This window comes from Nocardia sp. NBC_01503, from assembly GCF_036327755.1.
Lineage (GTDB): Bacteria > Actinomycetota > Actinomycetes > Mycobacteriales > Mycobacteriaceae > Nocardia.
The window spans coordinates 359,819-377,538 of record NZ_CP109596.1; the positions used below are offsets into that span (position 1 = coordinate 359,819).

Here is a 17,720-nt window from a genome sequence, read left to right on the forward strand (position 1 = left end):
GCGCGATGCATGTGAGCTCCGCGGATACCCCGGTCCCGGAGGCTCCCGTAGTGACCGGGCCTGCCGATGTGGCAGACGGCGCGCCGACCATGTCGATGATCGCGCCGGATCTGCCCGATCTGTTCGGCCTGCCGAAATCCATTACGTTCGCAGCGGATTTCGCCGACCTGCAATCCGGACTGGACGGCCGCGTAGGACTCGCGGTCATGCCGGTCGGCGGCGGCGATATGACAGTACTGGGCAACTGGACCACAGGTATCGCCTGGTCCACCATCAAGGTACCGATCGCGCTGGCCGCCATGCGCCGCGATCCGGACGGGTTGCGCGATCTCGCCGAGGCCGCCATCACCTTCTCCGATAATAATGCGGCGCAATCGCTTTGGACCTCCCTCGGCAATGGCTCACAGGCCGCCGCGGCGGTCGAGGCGATCCTGCGCGAGGCCGGGGACACCATCACCGATGTGGCGGCCCGGCACACCCGGCTCGCCACCCTCGGCTCGGATGATCTGCTGGCCTTCGGCGCGACCGACTGGTCACTCGCCGATCAGGTGCGCTTCGCCTCGAAACTGCCGTGCCTGCCACGCGCGAATTCGGTTGTCTCCCTGATGAGTGAGATCACCCCGAGCCAGAGCTGGGGCCTGGGCCGGTTGATCGGCGCGGAGTTCAAGGGCGGCTGGGGACCGGACGACGATACCGGCGACTACACCGTGCGTCAGTTCGGCCTGATTCCGACCCTGGCCGGACCGGTCGCGGTCGCGCTCGCGGCCGAACCGACCTCCGGCACTTTCGAAGACGCCACCGACATGATGGACAAGATGGCGCTGCTGCTCGGCGATCACCTGCCGGACCTACACGGTGGGCTCTGCTCGCACTAGCGAGCCGCACCGATCGTAATCCCCCGAGCCGCATCGCAATCCTTCGAGATTGACGCATACCGGTGAGTCCGCTAGGAAACAGGGACTCACCGGAGACGATGGAGGTACCGGGTGGACGCACCGTATTCGCTGCGCAGACGCATCGCTGGAATCGCGAGCTGTTGTGCGGCAGCACTGCTGGTGACGACCGGATGCACCAGCAAGCCGGTGCTCGTACCCGACGCCACCACCGCGGCGGCCGGTCCGGCGGCACCCGCGCAGACGCTCACCGCGACCATGCCGGGAACGCTCGCATGGGAATTCGAGCATGAGCTACAGCCGACGCTGAAAGGCGAAGTGGCGCTGGCGATCATGCCGGTGGGCAGCGATCGTGTGGTGGCACTGGGTAATTGGAGTGGCGGCCCCGCCTGGTCGTCCATCAAGGTGCCGCTGGCACTGGCGGCACTACGCGCGAATCCCGGCTACACCAGCGCCGCCACCTCGGCGATCACCAACTCCGACAACTCCGCCGCCGATACGCTCTGGCAGTCCCTGGGCACGCCGGTTGCGGCCGCACAGGCCGTACAGGGCGTACTGCGCGAGGGTGGGGACAATGACACCAAAGTGCCGGCGCAGCGGGCGCGCGCGGAGTACTCGGCCTTCGGCCAGGCCGAGTGGAGCATCGCCGATCAATTGATCTTCGCGGCGCATCTGCCCTGTCTGCCGCAGGCGGATTCGGTCACCTCGCTGATGGGCAAGATCGCCTACGGCCAGCGCTGGGGGCTGGGCACCCTCACCGGTGCGCAGTTCAAGGGCGGCTGGGGACCGGATCCGAGCGGCAACTACCTGGTCCGGCAGTTCGGAGTACTACCGGTCGAGGGTGGAGACGTGGCCATCGCGATTGCCGCACAGCCCACTTCGGGCTCCTTCGACGAAGGCACCACCATTCTCACCAAGATCTCCGATCTGATCGAGAAACACCTGGGCGAATTGCGCGGCGGCGCCTGCTGAGCAACTCTTGACCAGCTGTTCACGGGGGCGCGCCCCACGGCGACCTCGACTCGGGGCAAGATAGGGCGCATGCGCATCGGAGTCTTGACCGGAGGCGGAGACTGCCCTGGACTGAACGCGGTCATCCGAGCCGTCGTTCGCACTGCGAACGGCCGCTGGGGCGACGCGATCGTCGGCTTCCAGGACGGGTGGCGCGGGCTACTCGAGGATCGCAAGATCCAAATCCTCAACAACGACCGCACCGACCGGCTGCTCACCAAGGGCGGCACCATCCTGGGCACCGCACGCACCAATCCGGATGTGCTGCGCGCCGGACTGCCGCGCATCAAACAGACCCTGGACGACAATGGCATCGACGCGCTGATCCCGATCGGCGGCGAGGGCACGCTCACCGCGGCCAGCTGGCTCGCCGAGGAGGGCGTGCCGGTGGTCGGCGTGCCCAAGACCATCGACAACGATATCGACTGCACCGATACCACTTTCGGGCATGACACCGCCATCGCCGTGGCCACCGAGGCCATCGACCGGCTGCACACCACCGCGGAATCGCATCAGCGCGTCATGCTGGTCGAGGTGATGGGGCGGCACGCGGGCTGGATCGCCATCAACTCCGGTATGGCCTCCGGGGCGCATCTGACACTGGTCCCCGAGGTGCCGTTCGATGTGGACGAGGTCTGCGCCATGGTGAAACGGCGCTTCCAGCGCGGGGATTCGCACTTCATCTGCGTGGTCGCCGAGGGCGCCAAGCCCGCTCCGGACTCCTTCTCGCTGCGCGACGGCGGTATCGACGAATTCGGGCATGTGCGATTCACCGGGGTGGCGCAGCAGCTCGCGCCGGAGATCGAGCGGCGCATCGGTAAGGAGGTCCGGGTGACCGTGCTGGGGCATGTGCAGCGCGGTGGCACGCCGACCCCGTACGACCGCGTACTGGCGACCCGTTTCGGCGTGCACGCCGCGGAAGCCGTGCACGCCGGTAATTTCGGGCAAATGGTGGCGCTGCACGGCACCGAAATCGATCTGGTGCCATTGGCCGAGGCGACCAAGCAGCTCAAACTCGTTCCGCAGGACCGCTACCGCGAGGCCGCCGCATTCTTCGGGTGAGGTGTGCAGTACCGCCTCTCCGCGTCTTTGGCGCACGGCTGGGTGCCGTTGACCGTTGGGGACGCGTAGCAGCGGTGGGGTGTGACACCGATTTTGGGCGTACCCGGGGAGTTACCCCGAACCCCTGCGAAATCAGTCGGTACCATCCGACAAATTGAAACGCCCCTGCTGTACCGCGGAGGTGAACCTGTCCCATTCGGCCGGGCCGAAAAACAATTCGGGCCCGGCCGGATGCTTGCTATCGCGTACTCCCACACCCTTTTCCAGGAATGCGATCTCCACGCACTCCTTCGCCCCGGTACTGCGGGCGCTCTTGAACCACCTGGCGGTCGGTTCGACGGTCACGTCGCGTACTCCTTCGCTGCCTTGCGCAAGAGATCCCTACTGCTGGTCTCGTCCAGCGCCGAGTGCTGGAGAGCCTGGTACGCCTGGCGATATCGGTCGACCGAGGCCTGCTTCTCCAGGTAGAGGTCGCCGAGGAAATTCTCCAGGTACACCACGGTGGGTTCGACCGGTCGATTTCCGCTGTCCCGGCCGAAATCCAGAATCACGAACGGCCCCACGGTATGCCCGATAGGGACGCCCGCGGAGAAGGGTAGTACACGCACAGCGATCGTCGGGAGTGTCGACATGTCCGCGACGCGTCGCAGTTGTGCGGACATGATCCTCGGACTGCCTACGACCCGGTGTAATGCCGTTTCGTGGACGATTACGTCGAAGGTCGCGGGGCTGCGTTTTCTGGTCAAAAGGGACTGTCGGCGGATCTTCAACTGGACTCTGCGGTCGATCTCATCGCGCGCAGCATCCGGCCAGTAATCACTGATCAGGACGCGGGCGTAGTCGGTGGTCTGCAGCAGTCCGGGGACCAGATCGGGTTGATAGGAAATGAGGCCGCGGGCCGAGGCCTCCAGTCCGACATACACATTGAAACCCTCGGGAATGAGATCGTCGTACTCATGCCACCAGGACTTGACACTGGCCTGTTGTGCCAGCCCCACCACGGCGGTGCTGAACTCGTCATCGAAGTCATAGATGCGGCATAACTCCCGAATGTCCAGTACGCGAATCTTTTCCGCGTTACCGGTCTCCAAACGCTGTAGTTTCGACTCGCTCCACTCCATCATCGAGGCCGCCTCGGCAATGGTCATATTGCATTGCATTCGCCCCTCGCGCAGGTATCGCCCCAGTTGGCGGCGCGGCAGCGTAGAACCATGCTCGGACATCGAGTCTCCCCCCGCGAAGGCGGTTTTCGGTCACTGTGAACGATGCTCCCACGCACAATGAATGGCGACCTGGAGGTTTCGGAAACTTTCCCGCGACACCCGAATTACATTGCCCGCCCGCACCCGCCGATGCTGAACTTGACTCGCGCCCGGCGAGAGCCGGAGCCCTGATTTCGGACCCACTCGTCCCCGAGCCGGGCGCACCATAACTTCGCGGCGATCCTCAGCCCGCCACCTGCACCACCACGAGGGCGAGCATCAACAGCAGGGCCAGCACGGCCAGGCCGAGCACCACCAGGGCGGTGACCTGTGAGCGCCCGACTCCCGCCGGAATCTGCTGTGATGGAGGCGAATTGACCGGATATCCGGCCGGGCCGAACTGGCCGGGTGGCGGACCGCCGGGATGCGGCCCTACCGGTATCGCGCCGACGGGTGGTGCTGCGGCGGTCTGAGCCGCACCGGGTTGGGGCTCGATGGGCGGTTGGGCGGCGGCGGAAGGGGTCTCGGCGGCCTGAGCCGTGGGGGACGGTTCGTCATCGGCTTCCCGGGGTTTCGAGCCCTCGCGCGACCACACACTGTCGGCACCGCGTTTCGCAGGACTCGCGGCACCGGGCTCCGCCGAGGGAACGAACGCGCCGGACTCCGGATTGCGAAGCCCCGCACCGGGATAGCCCGCTTCGGCACGAGGCTCTGCCGCGTCGCCGTCCTCCGAGGGCGCGCTATCGGATGCTCCGGCGATCCGGGCGGATTCGGTGTCGGCCCGCGCGGCCGAGTCGTCCTGCGCTATCGGATCGGACGCGGCCACCGGCGGCGGAGTCTGCTCCGCTGTAGCCGGTGGCGGCGCGTCATTGTCCGGCGCTTCGTTCTCGGGAGCGACGGCAGGGTTCATCGCCTCCGATTTACGCGAGGCCTTCCGCTTGCGCCGTTTCGATGGCGCTTCGACAGCCGAGGCTGCTGCGGGGCCGGTCCCAGATGGCGCCGAATCCTCTTCCCCGGCAGTGGAATCAGCTGCCATATCCTCGGCAGGCGCCCGATGGGTCGGGAAGGAGTCGGTTTGCCGGGACGCGTTCTCGTCGGCGTCTGGTTCGTGCGGCAGCGCGGTCAGTTGGCGTGGCGCATCCCCCGAGGGCTCTTCCGAAATCGCGGGTGGGGCTGGCGGAGGGGGTGATTGCTCATCACCCGGCGTGCCGGAGTCCGTGGAGGTGGGGTCGGCGGGATTCCCCTCGGAGGTGCCCGACGGGACTCGGCGGGTGGGGAACGAATCGGTTGGGCGGTAGGCGGAATCGTCCAGTGGCGCTTCAGGGTTCGCCGGGGCGGGCGATCCGGCGGGCGGTGCCGGGATCGGCTGCGGCGCGTTCGGAGACTGCGGCGCGCCTACGTATCCCGAGGCCGCCGGGCCCGGAGGCATCTGCCCCGGTTGTTGTGCGGCCGGGTGCTGTTGGGGAGCCGGATAATTGGGCGGGGCGGCGGGATAGCCCTGCGGGGCGGCCGGGAAGCCGGGCGATGGCATCGGCGCGGCCGCACCCGGCTGGGCAGGCGAATAGCCCGGAGCCGGAACCGATGCGCCACCGGGCGCCTGCTGGGCCGGTGCGTAACCCGGAGCGGGGGCCGGTTGGCCGGGCGGGTAGTTCGGCGCCTGCGGCGGATAGGCCGGTGGCGCGGCGGGGTAGGCGGCCGCGGGCGGGGCGCCGTAGGTGGGTGGGGCGACGGTGTACGGCGCGGCGGCGGGGTAGGGGACGGGGCCCGAGGTGAGGGCTCGGCGGGCGGCTTTGGCGAAGTCGGCGCAGGAGGGGAAGCGATCCACCGGGCGTTTGGCCATGGCCTTGGTGAGGACGGCGTCCATGGCTTGGGTGAGTCCCGGGCGGCGCAGGCTCACCGGCGGCGGGAGGAGTTGGAGGTGACCGCGAATGAGTTCGGCGGGGTGGGGAGAGTCGTACGGACCCGCGCCAATAAGCAGCCAGTACAGGGCACAGGCCAGCGAGTACTGGTCGGTGGTGTGGTCCAGATGGGCGCCGGTCATCTGTTCCGGCGAGGCGTACGCCAGGGTGGCGGTGAACATACCGCGCTGGGTGAGATGGGTGGAGTCCTCGCGCAGGCGGGCGATACCGAAATCGGTGAGAAAGACGCGTTCACCGTGACCGGCGACGGCGCGGGCCAGAATAATGTTGGCGGGCTTCACATCCCGGTGCAGGACGCCGCGGGTATGCGCGTAGTCCAGGGCCTCGGCCACGCCCTCGATGATCTGGACGGCGCGTTCGGGCGGGAGTTGGGTGACGTTCACTCCGGCGGCATCGACACCGTCGATGTACTGCATGGAGATCCACAGCTGCTCATCCTCGCTGCCGCGGTCGTACACCTCGACGATATTGGGGTGATCGAGCTGTGCGACCAGATCCGCCTCACGTTCGAAACGCGCGCGAATCTCCCTGTCGGCGAAGAGTTCCCGATTCAACAGCTTGAGCGCGGTGAGCCGCCCCAGCCGGGGATGGCGGGCGAGATACACCGATCCCATCCCGCCCTGTCCGAGCAGTCGCTCAATGGTGAAACCGGCGAACACGTCACCGTTGTTCAACACCGCGACGACCCCCTTCCGGTGACGTACGAGTCCTGGAGCTTACAGCGCGAAACGCTGGCCGACCGGCTGGATTTCAGCCCGGCGTCACCAGGCCGGACTCATAGGCCAGCACCACCGCCTGCGCGCGATCCCGCAGATTCAGTTTGGCGAAAACCTTGGAGACATGGGTCTTCACGGTCTGCTCCGCCACGAAGAGATTGTCGGCGATCTCGGCATTGGAGAGCCCGCGCGCGACCAGCTCCAGCACCTCGCGTTCGCGCGGGGTGAGCACCCCCAGCGCGGGTGCGGGCGCACGCCTGTTGCGCCGCTTGGTCACATCGGCGATGAGCCTGCGCGTGACGGTCGGCGCGAGTAGCGCGTCACCGGCGGCGACCACGCGCACCGCGCGCACCAACTCCTCGGCGGGCGCGTCCTTGAGCAGGAAGCCGCTGGCCCCGATCCCGAGCGCCTCGTACACGTAGTCGTCGATATCGAAGGTGGTGAGCATGAGCACCCGCACCGGCGGATCGAACCCGGCGGAGAGAATCGCCCGCGCCGCGTCCAGACCATTCATCTCGGGCATGCGCACATCCATGAGCACCACATCCGGGCGGAGCCGTTTCGCCTCCGCCACAGCGGTTTTGCCGTCGGGCGCGTCACCCACCACGCTGATATCCGGTTGCGCCGCGAGCAGCGCGCCGAATCCGGCTCGCACCATCGCCTGATCGTCGGCGATCAACACCGTTATCGCCACAGTCCCACCACCTCACGCACCCAACCGAGTTTGCCACGTCAACCACACGAGAGCCTCGGTCGCATCACCTTCGCACCCCAACACGCGGAAATGCCCCTCGGTTATGACAACCGAGGGCACGGGCATCGGATCAGATCCCGGAGCCGAGCGTGGCGTGCATGGCGTCCGCGCCGAGCGTCAGCGGCAATTCGGCACGGACCTCGAAGCCACCGTCGGGGCGGGGCGCGGCGGTGAGATTGCCGCCGACCGAGGCCGCACGGGACTGCATCCCCGCGATCCCGCTGCCACCGACATGATCGGTGTGCGCCGGACCGAGCGGACGGTCATTGGCGACAGACAGATTCAGCGCGGCGGCACTGGCAATGCGCACCCACACCGGCGCGCCGGGCGCATGCCGCGAGGCATTGGCGAGGGATTCCTGCACGATGCGGTACAGCGCGAGGCCGGTCGTCTCCGGCACCGCGTCCAGATTCCCGTCGATGGTCCAGGTGAGTGGTACGCCCGCGCGGCGAGCGCCCTCGAGCAGGCCGAGCACATCGGTCGCGGTGGGTTGCGGGGCATGCTCGGGCAGCTGCCCGTCACTGCGCAGCACCCCCAGCAGCCCGCGAATCTCGTTGAGCGCCGAGCGTGCACCCGAGCCGATGGATTCGAACTCCTCCTTGGCCTCGGCGGACAGGCCGTCGATGCGATACGGCGCGGTCTGCGCCTGCACCACCACCATCGACATGTGATGTGCGACCACATCGTGCAGATCGCGGGCGATGCGCGCCTTCTCCTCCAGGATCGCGCGCCGCGCCCGCTCCAGCTCGGTCTCCTCCTCCTGCTTGAGCAGCTGCTGGCGGGAGACCACCACCCAGCGCACCAGGAGTCCGAGTACGACCAGCCCGGTAATGGCTATCGGCCAGCCGAGTCCGGCTTCGGCGAAACTGTCCCCGGTCTGCGCCATGGTGGTGGCCATCAGCAGCGAGGTCGCCACCCACGCCACCCCGACGATCTGAATGGGCGCGCGCACCGCCACCGCGAACACCAGCGCGAACAGCGACAGTATGTGCACGACCTGGAAGGGCAGCGTGTTACCGGGTGTATGCGGTACCGCCAGCGAGATGAGCAGCGCCGATCCGGCCGAAACCGCCCATCCCAGCGCCGGATTCACCCGCACCAGCAGGATGGGGAACGCCGCGAACCCCGCGATGAAGGGCTGCGCGGCCGCCGGTACCGCATGGGTGAGATGCAGGGTCGGCCACGCCACCGCGATGAATATGAGTGCGACCAGCACCGTGATGCCGTCGAACCACTGCCGCGCTCTCGCCGAGAGTGCCCGCTTCGCCAAAGTACCGACCATGCCATCGACGGTAGAGGTCGCGCGGGCCGCACACCTCATACCCTCGATCGATCTTGCACCCCCTACCCCGGTACGGGCCGCGCCCCGGGCTCCCCCACCCCGCCCATCCCGGAACACCCCCGCAGCGTGAAGCCCCGGTCAGGGCCCAATTCCTAACGTCGTCCCCATGAGAGCGTTCCCGTCCCACCCGGGCACTCCGACCCCGGAACCGCAGCCCGCAGTCAGCTCCATCCCGCAGCGCCGCCCCGGCCGACTCCCCCGCTCCGAAGCCGCCGGTCCGGTGCGCCGCTCCGCAATGCTCGCCGGTGCGGCGACCGTACTGTTCTCCGTCGCGGTCGCCTTCGCACCGTCCGCCGGAGCATCCGCGGCACCGCCGGTGATCTCGGAGAATGCCGCCGCACGGGTCGGAATCCTGGAATCCACTGCCGCGCATCCGGATCCGAACGCTATTGCGGAGGATTTCGTCACCGAGGCCGGATATCGGCCGGTGGTGGAGGCGGGCATGCTGGTGAATCCCGGCGGGGACTGCTCTTCTCCGGTTCCACTCCCACGCGAGTTCGATATCGCTTGCAAGGCACATGATCTCGGGTACGACATGCTCCGCTATGCCGACAGCCACGGGCAGGCGCTGGGGCCGTGGGCTCGGCAGGCGGTGGATGCGGCGCTGGATGAGCGCATGCACGCCTCCTGCCTCGCCCGCGGCGATGCGCTGGATCGGGCGGGTTGCGAGTTCATGGCCGGGGTCGCCGCCACCTTCGTGGATTTGAACTCCATTCGCCAGGACTACGGCGTTCCGGTGCACGAGGCCGCCTTCGACGGCTCGCCCTCGCCGATCGTGCGCTACGCCGCCTTCGGCCTGCCGGCCGCCGTATTCGCCGCCACCGCAGGCTTCTTCGCCCGGCGAGCACGCGCACTGCGCTCCCTGTCCGACGTTCGGATCACTACCCCACGGGCGGTGGCGCTGTGAGCATCATCGATCGGGCCAGACCCACGACGACGAACTCTCCCGGTGCGGCAGTGCATGATTCGCGGGCGAATCGATCCATCGGCGCACGCCTGCGGATACGCGCGCCGCGGGTCGGGACCACGCTCGGGGTGCTGTTCGGAGTGCTGGCATCGCTGGCCCCGGGATTGCTGCCGCGAACTCCTACGGCACAGGCGATTCTGACGGCGTTGCTGGTTCTCCTCGGGCTCGGAGTGGTGGGGCTGGGGCGTATCGCTCTGCGCCGGATGGGATTCGGCGACGGGTCGATCCGGAGACGATCGCGGGTTCCGGTACTCGCGCTGGCTGTCCCCGCGGTGGCGGTCGCGGTGGCACAGGCCGAGCATTGGCAGAACCGGCTGCGAGGGGCCATGGGTGTAGCTCAGGTGGGGCCCGCGTACTGGTTGCTGTGGGGCGTGTGGACGGCGCTGATCGTCGGAGCGGTTATCTGCGGATGCCTCGGAATTCGCCGGGTGGTGCGGCGACTCGGGCGGCTGCGGAGTGCGCTGCTGCTGGCCATGATCGCAGTCGCGACGCAGGCCGTGCTGGTGCCCACCGTGGTGGATTGGCGCAAGGAGTCGTACGCGGCCGCGAACGCCTACGTGGATCCCACTCTGCAGCAGCCGGTTTCGCCGGGCCGGTCGGGGAGTCCGGTATCGGCGGCCAGTTGGTCCTCACTGGGCGCGCAGGGCCGCAAATTCGTGGCGGGCCAACCCGCACAGGGCGTGCGGGTCTACATCGGGTTGAACTCGGCACCGGATGTGAACGCCCGTGTGGCACTGGCGATTCAGGAGTTGGAGCGCTCCGGTGGATTACAGCGCGCGAACCTGGTGGTGACCGTCCCCACCGGATCGGGCTGGATCGACGGTGAGGCCGCCGCCGGCCTGGATCGACGCTTCGACGGCGATGTCGCCCTGGTCGGATTGCAGTATTCGAACGCACCCAGCTGGGCCACCTTCGTCTTCGGCCGCAGCGCCGCCGAGGAGTCGGCGCGAGCCCTCTTCACCGCTGTGGAGCAACGCGTTTCGACACTCCCGCACAGGCCGAAGCTGTACCTCTACGGCCAGAGCCTCGGGGCACTGGGCGGCAACGCCATCTTCGCCGATGACGCCGACCAGGACCGCCGCACCTGCGCGGCGCTCTGGGCGGGACCTCCGGCGAACGACGTGCATCGCGCCGGCGCGACGGTGCTCGCGAATGCCTCCGACCCGGTGGTGCACTGGTCACCGTCGCTGCTGTGGAGTCCCCCGAATCTCACCGGCACCCGCCCGGATGCCCCTGTCCCCCGGTGGCTTCCGGTGGTGAGCTTCCTGCAGACCAGCCTCGACCTGCTCGGCGCCTTGGACGCGCCCTCCGGTCACGGCCACCGCTACGGCGTCGATCAGGGCACCGCGCTGGGCACCTGCTGAACAGCGGTACCGGCACACGAAGGCTCCCGGCTGACATTGTCAGCCGGGAGCCGAATTCGCTTACCGCACTACGCGATCAGAGCCGTCAGGCGATATCGCCGCGGGCCGCCTCATAGGCCGCGCCGACCCGGTACAGCCGGTCGTCGGCCAGCGCCGGGGCCATGATCTGCAGGCCGACGGGCAGCCCGTCGTCCGCGCTCAGCCCGGACGGCACCGACATACCGCAGTGCCCGGCCAGGTTGGTGGGCAGCGTGCACAGGTCCGAAAGATACATGGCCAGTGGGTCGTTGACCTTCTCGCCCAGCTTCCACGGCGTGAACGGACTGGTCGGCGAGACCAGCACGTCCACCGACTCGTACGCCTTGTCGAAGTCGCGCGCGATGAGCGTGCGCACCTTGAGCGCCTGACCGTAGTAGGCCTCGTAGTAGCCCGACGACAGCGCGTAGGTGCCGATCATGATGCGCCGCTTGACCTCCGGGCCGAACCCGGCCGCCCGGCTGAGCGACATGACCTGATCCGCGCTGTGCGTACCGTCGTCGCCGACGCGCATGCCGTACCGCATGGAGTCGAAGCGCGCCAGGTTCGACGACACCTCCGACGGCAGGATGAGGTAGTAGGCCGCGAGCGCGTACTCGAAGTTCGGGCAGGACACCTCGATCACCTCGGCGCCCAGATCCTTCAGCTGCGCGACCGCGGCGTCGAAGGAGGAGATGACACCGGGCTGATAGGAGTCCGAGTGCAGCTCCTTGACCACACCGACCTTCACACCGGACAGATCACCCTTGGCGCCTTCGCGCGCGGCGGCGACCACCGGCGGCACCGGCACATTGCGCGAGGTGGAGTCGCGCGGGTCGTACCCGGCGATGACCTCGTGCAGCAGCGCGGTATCGAGCACGGTGCGCCCGCACGGCCCACCCTGATCCAGCGATGACGCGCACGCGACCAGGCCGTATCGGGAGACGGTGCCGTAGGTGGGCTTGGTGCCGACGGTCGCGGTGACCGCGGCGGGCTGCCGGATCGAGCCACCGGTATCGGTGCCGATCGCGAGGGGAGCCTGGTACGAGGCCAGCGCCGCCGCCGAGCCACCGCCGGAGCCGCCCGGAATCCTGGTGGTATCCCACGGGTTTCGGGTCGGCCCGTACGCGGAGTTCTCGGTGGAGGAGCCCATGGCGAACTCGTCCATATTGGTCTTGCCGAGAATCGGGATGCCGGCCGCGCGCAGTCGTGCGGTGACGGTCGCGTCGTACGGCGCGGTCCAGCCCTCGAGAATTTTCGACCCGCAGGTGGTCGGCATATCGGTGGTGGTGAAAACGTCCTTGAGCGCCAACGGAACACCCGCCAGCGCCGAGGCGGTCTTACCCGCGGCGATCTCGCGATCGACCTCGGCGGCGGTCAGCAGCGCCTGCTCACCGGCGACGTGCAGGAAGGCGTTGATCTCACCGTCGACCTCGGCGATGCGCGCGATATGCGCCTCGGTCACCTCGACCGAGGAGACCTCGCGGGCATGGATCTTCTCGGCCAGCGCGGACGCGCTCAGCTTCGTCAGGTCTGTCATTCGCCCTCTCCCAGAATCTGCGGAACCAGGAACCGCTGCTCCTCGACGGCGGGTGCGCCCGAAAGCGCCTCCTCCGGAGTAAGGCAGGGCTGCTCCACATCCGGGCGCGTCACATTGGTCGCGGGGTTCGGGGAAGCGGTGGCGGGGACATCGGCCGCGGCGACCTCGGAAATCTGCGCGACGTGGGTCAGGATGGAATCCAACTGACCGGCGTACAGATCGAGTTCGTCATCGGTCAAAGCGAGCCGGGACAACCGGGCGAGATGTGCGACCTCGTCCCTGGAGATGGCGGGCACCGCGGGACCCCTTTCGGCTGGTTCGAGCGTGGTGATTCGACTCCGGACAGCCTAGCGGGGCGTGTCGGAGCGCCGGTCACAGGTGTCTCCCGGCGGCGAATCACGTCCCGCGATACCGTGGTTGGAGAATTCCGCATCAATTACGTGACCGACCGGTAAGTGGCCCGGATCACACCCCTCGCTTCGATTCGATAACCATGAGCCGAGGGTGTAAATATTGCGGGACCCGGGTACCCGTCCCAAAGTTTCACTGGTCGCACAGGAATCGAAAGGAAGGCACGTGTCATACCTGCTTCGCGTGCAACTTCCGGATCGTCCAGGCAGTCTCGGTTCGCTCGCACTCGCGCTGGGTTCCGTGGGCGCCGATATCCTCTCGCTGGATGTCGTCGAACGCGGTGACGGTTTCGCGATCGACGACATAGTGGTCGAGGTACCGTCGGGCGCTCTTCCGGACACACTCATCACGGCGGCGGAGTCGCTGCACGACGTACAGGTGGATTCGCTCCGCCCGTACTCGGGCATGCTGGACACGCATCGCGAGCTCGAGCTCATCGATCAGGTCGCCAACGCACGCGACGACCGGTTGCAGGTATTGGTCGACGGCGTCCCCCGGGTGCTGCGGGTGGGCTGGAGCACGGTCATCGATATGGGCCCGCAGGGCGCGTACCGGGTGGTCGGCAGCCAGAGCGCGCCGTCCACGCAGGCGGCCGAGGCGCCGTGGATGCCGCTCGAGAAGCCCGCCGCGCTCGACGGCGAGGGCGATTGGGTGCCGGAGCTGTGGCGCGATATGGACACCAAACTGGCCGCGGCACCGCTGGGCAATACCGGCAAGGCGCTACTGCTGGGCCGTCCGGGCGGACCCGATTTCCGACCTTCCGAGGTCGCTCGACTCGGATATCTGGCCGGAATAATCGCCACCGTGCTCGGCTAGTTCTTCGAGGGTTCTCAGGTTCTGTCTACTATTCAGCTCAGTAGATCATCTACGGTGCAAGTACGTAGATGATCTACTGAGAGGCAATGACGCCATGCAGTACCACCGATCCACCTCGACCCTGCGCCGCGTATCCCTCACCGTGGCACAGGTGATCGGCGCCACCGCAGCCGCCACCATCACCGCCGGAACCGCTGCGGCCGAATCACTTTCGCGCGAAGACGGCGCCCGCGACAACACTCCGTCGGCCCCGGGCCGTTCCGCACCGCCGCATATGGGCGGCACCGGGATGCACGCCATCGATCCGAACGGCTATCACCACACCGATTCCAATCCCCTACTGCGGAACCAGCATCAGCAGTATCTGCGCGAAATGCGGGCCACCCCGACCGAACCCCAGCGCACTATGCCCGGTGACGACAACCCCACCACCTGGAACACCAATGAGAATCCGGATGGCAGCTGGACCGTCTGCCGCGCCCAGGCGAGCTGGTGCTGACCGCCAGGACCGCATCCCGCCGGGCCGCCCGGACCGTTGCCGTATTGACCACCGCTGCAATACCTTTCGGCGCTGGAGTGGCCGAGGCCGAAACGCGCGGGGCGCGGAACCCACCTGGCGCACCGCCGGTCTCTGTATAGACGGCAACCTCACCTGGCCCGCCGAGGCGGCGCATCCTCGTCATCCCGGCATGCCTCTGGCCGGGATCCGCGGAAACGGCGGATCAGCTGATGGTGTGGATCCCGGCCAAGAACGCGCCGGGATGACGAGGGTGGGCTCACACCGGGAGGCGCATCACTGTCAGCGGCGTGCCCGCCATCGTCTTCCAATCCCGTTCCGGCGCATGGACGAATCCCAATCGGTCATAGAGCCGCCGGGCGTCTCGCATGGTCGGCATGGTGGTCAATACGACCGCCTGCCAGCCCTCCGCCCGCGCGATCTCGATGACCTTGCGCACCAATGCGGTACCGACACCGAGCCCGCGACCCTGCTTGCCCACCACCAGCATGCGGAATTCCAGCTCACCATCCCGCGCGATATCGGCGAACGGGGTACCCGGCCGCGCCACCGTCACCGATCCGACGACCCCGCCGTCGTGCACCGCCACCAGGATCTCCGCGCTCGCTGCGCGGGTGCCGGTATCGGCGAGCTCCGCGACATAGGGACTTTCGGGGTTCACATGCCCCTCCCCCACATACACCTCGACGGTCAGCGCGCCGACTGCCGCGTACTCTTCGGTCTCCACATCCCTGATCACCACGGCCGAGTCACCCATCACCACTCCATCCTCACTCCCACGCCCCCAACACAATTGAACAGTCGACCATCAGGAACCGGTGGCGCGAAATTCCGTCCCATGCCGCCACCGGTTCCCGATCGATTACGCCACCGCGTCGGGGCCGCCCTCGAGGAGGCGTTTGAAGGCATCCTCGTCGAGGATCCGCACGCCGAGTTCCTCGGCCTTGTCCGCCTTGGAGCCGGGGGAATCACCGATCACCACGAAGGCGGTCTTCTTGGAGACCGAACTGGCCGCTTTGCCACCGCGAACCAGAATGGCCTCCTTGGCCCCGTCGCGGGTGAAGTCCTGTAGCGATCCGGTGACCACGATGGACAGGCCCTCGAGATTGCGCTCGATGGATTCGTCGCGCTCATCCGCCATCCGGACGCCCGCGGCCCGCCACTTGTCCACGATGTCGAGATGCCACGGCACCGTGAACCACTCCTGTAGCGCGACGACAATGGTCGGGCCGACGCCATCGACCGCGGCCAGCTCCTCGTCGGTGGCTTTCTGGATCTTGTCCATACTCCCCAGTGCGGACGCCAAAGCCCTTGCGGCCGTCGGACCTACGTGCCGGATGGACAGGGCCACCAGGACTCGCCACAGTGGGCGATCCTTGGCGGACTCCAGATTCTGCAGCAGCCGCTTGCCGTTCTGCGACAGCGTGCCGCTCTTATTCGTGAAAAGTGCTGTGGTGAGCAGTTTGTCCTCATCGAGGGCGAACAGGTCACCCTCATCCTCGATGGCCCCGGACTTGAGCAGATCGATGGCTGCCTCGTAACCCAGCGCCTCGATATCGAACGCACCGCGCCCGGCGACGTGGAATACCCGCTCCCGCAACTGCGCCGGGCAGTGCTGCTGATTCGGGCAGCGGATATCGGCGTCACCCTCCTTGGCCGGAGCCAATTCGGTACCGCATTCGGGGCAGTGCGTCGGCATGACGAACGCGCGCTCGGCGCCGGTGCGCGCGTCCACCAGCGGGCCGAGCACCTCGGGAATCACATCACCGGCCTTGCGGATGGTGACGGTATCGCCGATGAGCACGCCCTTGCGCACCACCTCGGCGGCATTGTGCAGGGTCGCCATGGCCACGGTGGAGCCCGCCACGGTGACCGGCTGCATGACCGCGAACGGCGTAACCCGGCCGGTACGACCGACATTCACCTGGATATCGAGGAGTTTGGTGGTGGCCTCCTCCGGCGGGTACTTGTAGGCGATGGCCCAGCGCGGGGCGCGCGAGGTCGCGCCGAGCCGGCGTTGCAGTGCGAAATCGTCGACCTTGATCACCTGGCCGTCGATCTCGTGCTCGATATCGTGCCGATGCTCACCCCAGTAGGCGATGCGATCCAATACCGGCTCGATACCCCGCACCCGAACGGTATGCGCGGAGACCGGCAGCCCCCAGGCCGCCAGCGCGCGATACGCCTCATGCTGCGATCCGGCGCTGAAGCCGTCGGTGCGGCCGAAGCCGTGGCAGATCATCCGCAGCCGCCGCCGGGCGGTGACGGCCGGATCCTTCTGCCGCAGTGAGCCCGCGGCGGTATTGCGCGGATTCGCGTACGGCTCTTTACCTTCCGCGACAATGGTGGCGTTGAGGCGCTCGAAATCGGCGAGGGTCATATACGCCTCACCGCGCACCTCGAGGAGTTTGGGCACCGGGAATTCGTCGGTGCCGATCAGCTCGTGCGGAATATCGTCGATGGTGCGGGCATTGAGCGTGACGTTCTCGCCGGTGGTGCCGTCGCCGCGAGTCGCGCCGCGCACCAGTTTGCCGTCCTCGTAGACCAGGTTCAACGCGACGCCATCGATCTTGACCTCGCAGACGAAGTGCGTATCGGCCCCGGTCTCGACCTCGACGCGGGTGATCCACGCCCGCATCTCGTCGAAGTTGAAGACATTGTCCAGTGAGTACATCCGCTCCAGGTGATCGACCGGTGCGAACTCGGTGGTGAATCCGCCGCCGACCAACTGGGTCGGGGAGTCGGGGGCGCGTAGATCCGGATGCGCCTCCTCCAGGGCGACCAGTTGCTGGAACAGCTCGTCGAATTCACCGTCGGTGATGATGGGCGCGTCCCGCACGTAGTACCGGAATTGGTGGTCGCGCACCTGCTCCGCCAGCCGCGCCCACTCGACCCGCTCGTCCCCACTCGCGGGGGTGATCCGCTCCGCGCTCGCCGCGCTGATCTCCATGCCCGATTCGCTCACAACAGGCACATTAGCGCCTCGCACCGACACCTTCGTACGACATTCCCGCACGTCGAGCCGGTCTGGCACGGATTCTCCGCCGATTGCCACGTGGCGCGGAACACCGTCGCGCCGGGACGGGTCGCAGCAAGTATGGACATTGCCGAAGCGGTCGATTTCGCGCACTCGAGCCCGGCACGGGCGCGGCTCGCGGCGCCGGCGGTGCGGGTGATGGAGCCGTCCGGCC

The 17,720-nt window shown here is 67.6% G+C and carries 16 protein-coding genes; 7 read left to right on the forward strand and 9 right to left on the reverse strand.

What is annotated here, in order from left to right; all coding sequences use genetic code 11:
• Positions 1 to 50 precede the first annotated feature (50 nt).
• The 3 genes from OHB26_RS01570 (at position 51) to OHB26_RS01580 (ending at position 2,966) form a co-directional block, all read left to right on the forward strand.
• Positions 51 to 875 (forward strand): hypothetical protein, encoded by an 825-nt coding sequence (locus OHB26_RS01570; protein WP_330182449.1) that lies wholly within the window; start codon positions 51 to 53, stop codon positions 873 to 875.
• A 111-nt stretch (positions 876 to 986) separates the two neighbouring features.
• On the forward strand, positions 987 to 1,865 hold the full coding sequence (locus OHB26_RS01575; RefSeq protein WP_330182450.1) for a hypothetical protein: 879 nt from the start codon (positions 987 to 989) through the stop codon (positions 1,863 to 1,865).
• Positions 1,866 to 1,934: 69 nt separating this feature from the next.
• Positions 1,935 to 2,966 carry an ATP-dependent 6-phosphofructokinase gene (locus OHB26_RS01580; RefSeq protein ID WP_330182451.1) on the forward strand — a complete coding sequence of 344 codons (1,032 nt, stop codon included), beginning with the start codon at positions 1,935 to 1,937 and terminating at the stop codon, positions 2,964 to 2,966.
• A gap of 132 nt (positions 2,967 to 3,098) precedes the next feature.
• On the opposite strand, the gene OHB26_RS01585 is transcribed toward OHB26_RS01580, so the two are convergent.
• From OHB26_RS01585 to OHB26_RS01605, 5 genes are all read right to left on the reverse strand, one after another.
• The gene (locus OHB26_RS01585) at positions 3,099 to 3,311 is read right to left on the reverse strand and encodes a DUF397 domain-containing protein (protein ID WP_330182452.1); all 213 of its coding nucleotides are present in this window, start codon (positions 3,309 to 3,311) and stop codon (positions 3,099 to 3,101) included.
• Positions 3,308 to 4,189 carry a helix-turn-helix domain-containing protein gene (locus tag OHB26_RS01590; RefSeq protein WP_330182453.1) on the reverse strand — a complete coding sequence of 294 codons (882 nt, stop codon included), beginning with the start codon at positions 4,187 to 4,189 and terminating at the stop codon, positions 3,308 to 3,310. The genes OHB26_RS01585 and OHB26_RS01590 overlap by 4 nt, the downstream gene beginning before the upstream one ends.
• Before the next feature lie 223 nt (positions 4,190 to 4,412).
• Complete coding sequence (locus OHB26_RS01595; RefSeq protein ID WP_330182454.1) at positions 4,413 to 6,764, reverse strand: serine/threonine-protein kinase; 2,352 nt, start codon at positions 6,762 to 6,764, stop codon at positions 4,413 to 4,415.
• Between the two features lie 73 nt (positions 6,765 to 6,837).
• Positions 6,838 to 7,497 carry a response regulator gene (locus OHB26_RS01600; RefSeq protein ID WP_067569741.1) on the reverse strand — a complete coding sequence of 220 codons (660 nt, stop codon included), beginning with the start codon at positions 7,495 to 7,497 and terminating at the stop codon, positions 6,838 to 6,840.
• A gap of 130 nt (positions 7,498 to 7,627) precedes the next feature.
• Complete coding sequence (locus tag OHB26_RS01605) at positions 7,628 to 8,839, reverse strand: sensor histidine kinase (RefSeq protein WP_330182455.1); 1,212 nt, start codon at positions 8,837 to 8,839, stop codon at positions 7,628 to 7,630.
• A gap of 166 nt (positions 8,840 to 9,005) precedes the next feature.
• Here OHB26_RS01605 and OHB26_RS01610 point away from each other — a divergent pair, with 166 nt between their 5' ends.
• Both OHB26_RS01610 and OHB26_RS01615 read left to right on the forward strand, forming a co-directional pair.
• Complete coding sequence (locus tag OHB26_RS01610; protein ID WP_330182456.1) at positions 9,006 to 9,806, forward strand: hypothetical protein; 801 nt, start codon at positions 9,006 to 9,008, stop codon at positions 9,804 to 9,806.
• Positions 9,803 to 11,230, forward strand: a complete 1,428-nt coding sequence (locus tag OHB26_RS01615; protein ID WP_330182457.1) for an alpha/beta-hydrolase family protein — start codon at positions 9,803 to 9,805, stop codon at positions 11,228 to 11,230. The genes OHB26_RS01610 and OHB26_RS01615 overlap by 4 nt, the downstream gene beginning before the upstream one ends.
• An 85-nt stretch (positions 11,231 to 11,315) precedes the next feature.
• Here the strand turns inward: OHB26_RS01615 and gatA are convergent, their stop codons facing one another.
• Together gatA and gatC are read right to left on the reverse strand one after the other, a co-directional pair.
• The gene (gene gatA / locus OHB26_RS01620) at positions 11,316 to 12,785 is read right to left on the reverse strand and encodes an Asp-tRNA(Asn)/Glu-tRNA(Gln) amidotransferase subunit GatA (RefSeq protein ID WP_330182458.1); all 1,470 of its coding nucleotides are present in this window, start codon (positions 12,783 to 12,785) and stop codon (positions 11,316 to 11,318) included.
• Entirely contained in the window at positions 12,782 to 13,081 is a 300-nt protein-coding gene (gatC, locus tag OHB26_RS01625) for an Asp-tRNA(Asn)/Glu-tRNA(Gln) amidotransferase subunit GatC (RefSeq protein ID WP_067569734.1), read from the reverse strand. The genes gatA and gatC overlap by 4 nt, the downstream gene beginning before the upstream one ends.
• Positions 13,082 to 13,361: 280 nt before the next feature.
• Between gatC and OHB26_RS01630 the strand changes: the two genes are divergently transcribed.
• Both OHB26_RS01630 and OHB26_RS01635 read left to right on the forward strand, forming a co-directional pair.
• Complete coding sequence (locus tag OHB26_RS01630) at positions 13,362 to 14,012, forward strand: amino acid-binding protein (RefSeq protein WP_330182459.1); 651 nt, start codon at positions 13,362 to 13,364, stop codon at positions 14,010 to 14,012.
• Positions 14,013 to 14,106: 94 nt separating this feature from the next.
• On the forward strand, positions 14,107 to 14,511 hold the full coding sequence (locus tag OHB26_RS01635) for a hypothetical protein (protein WP_330182460.1): 405 nt from the start codon (positions 14,107 to 14,109) through the stop codon (positions 14,509 to 14,511).
• 277 nt (positions 14,512 to 14,788) lie between these two features.
• Here OHB26_RS01635 and OHB26_RS01640 read toward each other — a convergent pair whose 3' ends face one another.
• Together OHB26_RS01640 and ligA are read right to left on the reverse strand one after the other, a co-directional pair.
• The gene (locus OHB26_RS01640; RefSeq protein ID WP_330182461.1) at positions 14,789 to 15,286 is read right to left on the reverse strand and encodes a GNAT family N-acetyltransferase; all 498 of its coding nucleotides are present in this window, start codon (positions 15,284 to 15,286) and stop codon (positions 14,789 to 14,791) included.
• Positions 15,287 to 15,391: 105 nt separating this feature from the next.
• Complete coding sequence (gene ligA / locus OHB26_RS01645) at positions 15,392 to 17,479, reverse strand: NAD-dependent DNA ligase LigA (protein WP_330185456.1); 2,088 nt, start codon at positions 17,477 to 17,479, stop codon at positions 15,392 to 15,394.
• Positions 17,480 to 17,720 lie beyond the last annotated feature (241 nt).

What these genes read in the sequence shown, in the direction of transcription:
- OHB26_RS01640 (WP_330182461.1), bottom strand. Translation starts at nt 15,286, where the DNA reads ATGGGTGACTCGGCCGTGGTGATCAGGGATGTGGAGACCGAAGAGTAC.
- OHB26_RS01590 (WP_330182453.1), bottom strand. Translation starts at nt 4,189, where the DNA reads ATGTCCGAGCATGGTTCTACGCTGCCGCGCCGCCAACTGGGGCGATAC.
- OHB26_RS01605 (WP_330182455.1), bottom strand. Translation starts at nt 8,839, where the DNA reads ATGGTCGGTACTTTGGCGAAGCGGGCACTCTCGGCGAGAGCGCGGCAG.
- OHB26_RS01635 (WP_330182460.1), top strand. Translation starts at nt 14,107, where the DNA reads ATGCAGTACCACCGATCCACCTCGACCCTGCGCCGCGTATCCCTCACC.
- OHB26_RS01610 (WP_330182456.1), top strand. Translation starts at nt 9,006, where the DNA reads ATGAGAGCGTTCCCGTCCCACCCGGGCACTCCGACCCCGGAACCGCAG.
- ligA (WP_330185456.1), bottom strand. Translation starts at nt 17,479, where the DNA reads ATGGAGATCAGCGCGGCGAGCGCGGAGCGGATCACCCCCGCGAGTGGG.
- OHB26_RS01580 (WP_330182451.1), top strand. Translation starts at nt 1,935, where the DNA reads ATGCGCATCGGAGTCTTGACCGGAGGCGGAGACTGCCCTGGACTGAAC.
- gatA (WP_330182458.1), bottom strand. Translation starts at nt 12,785, where the DNA reads ATGACAGACCTGACGAAGCTGAGCGCGTCCGCGCTGGCCGAGAAGATC.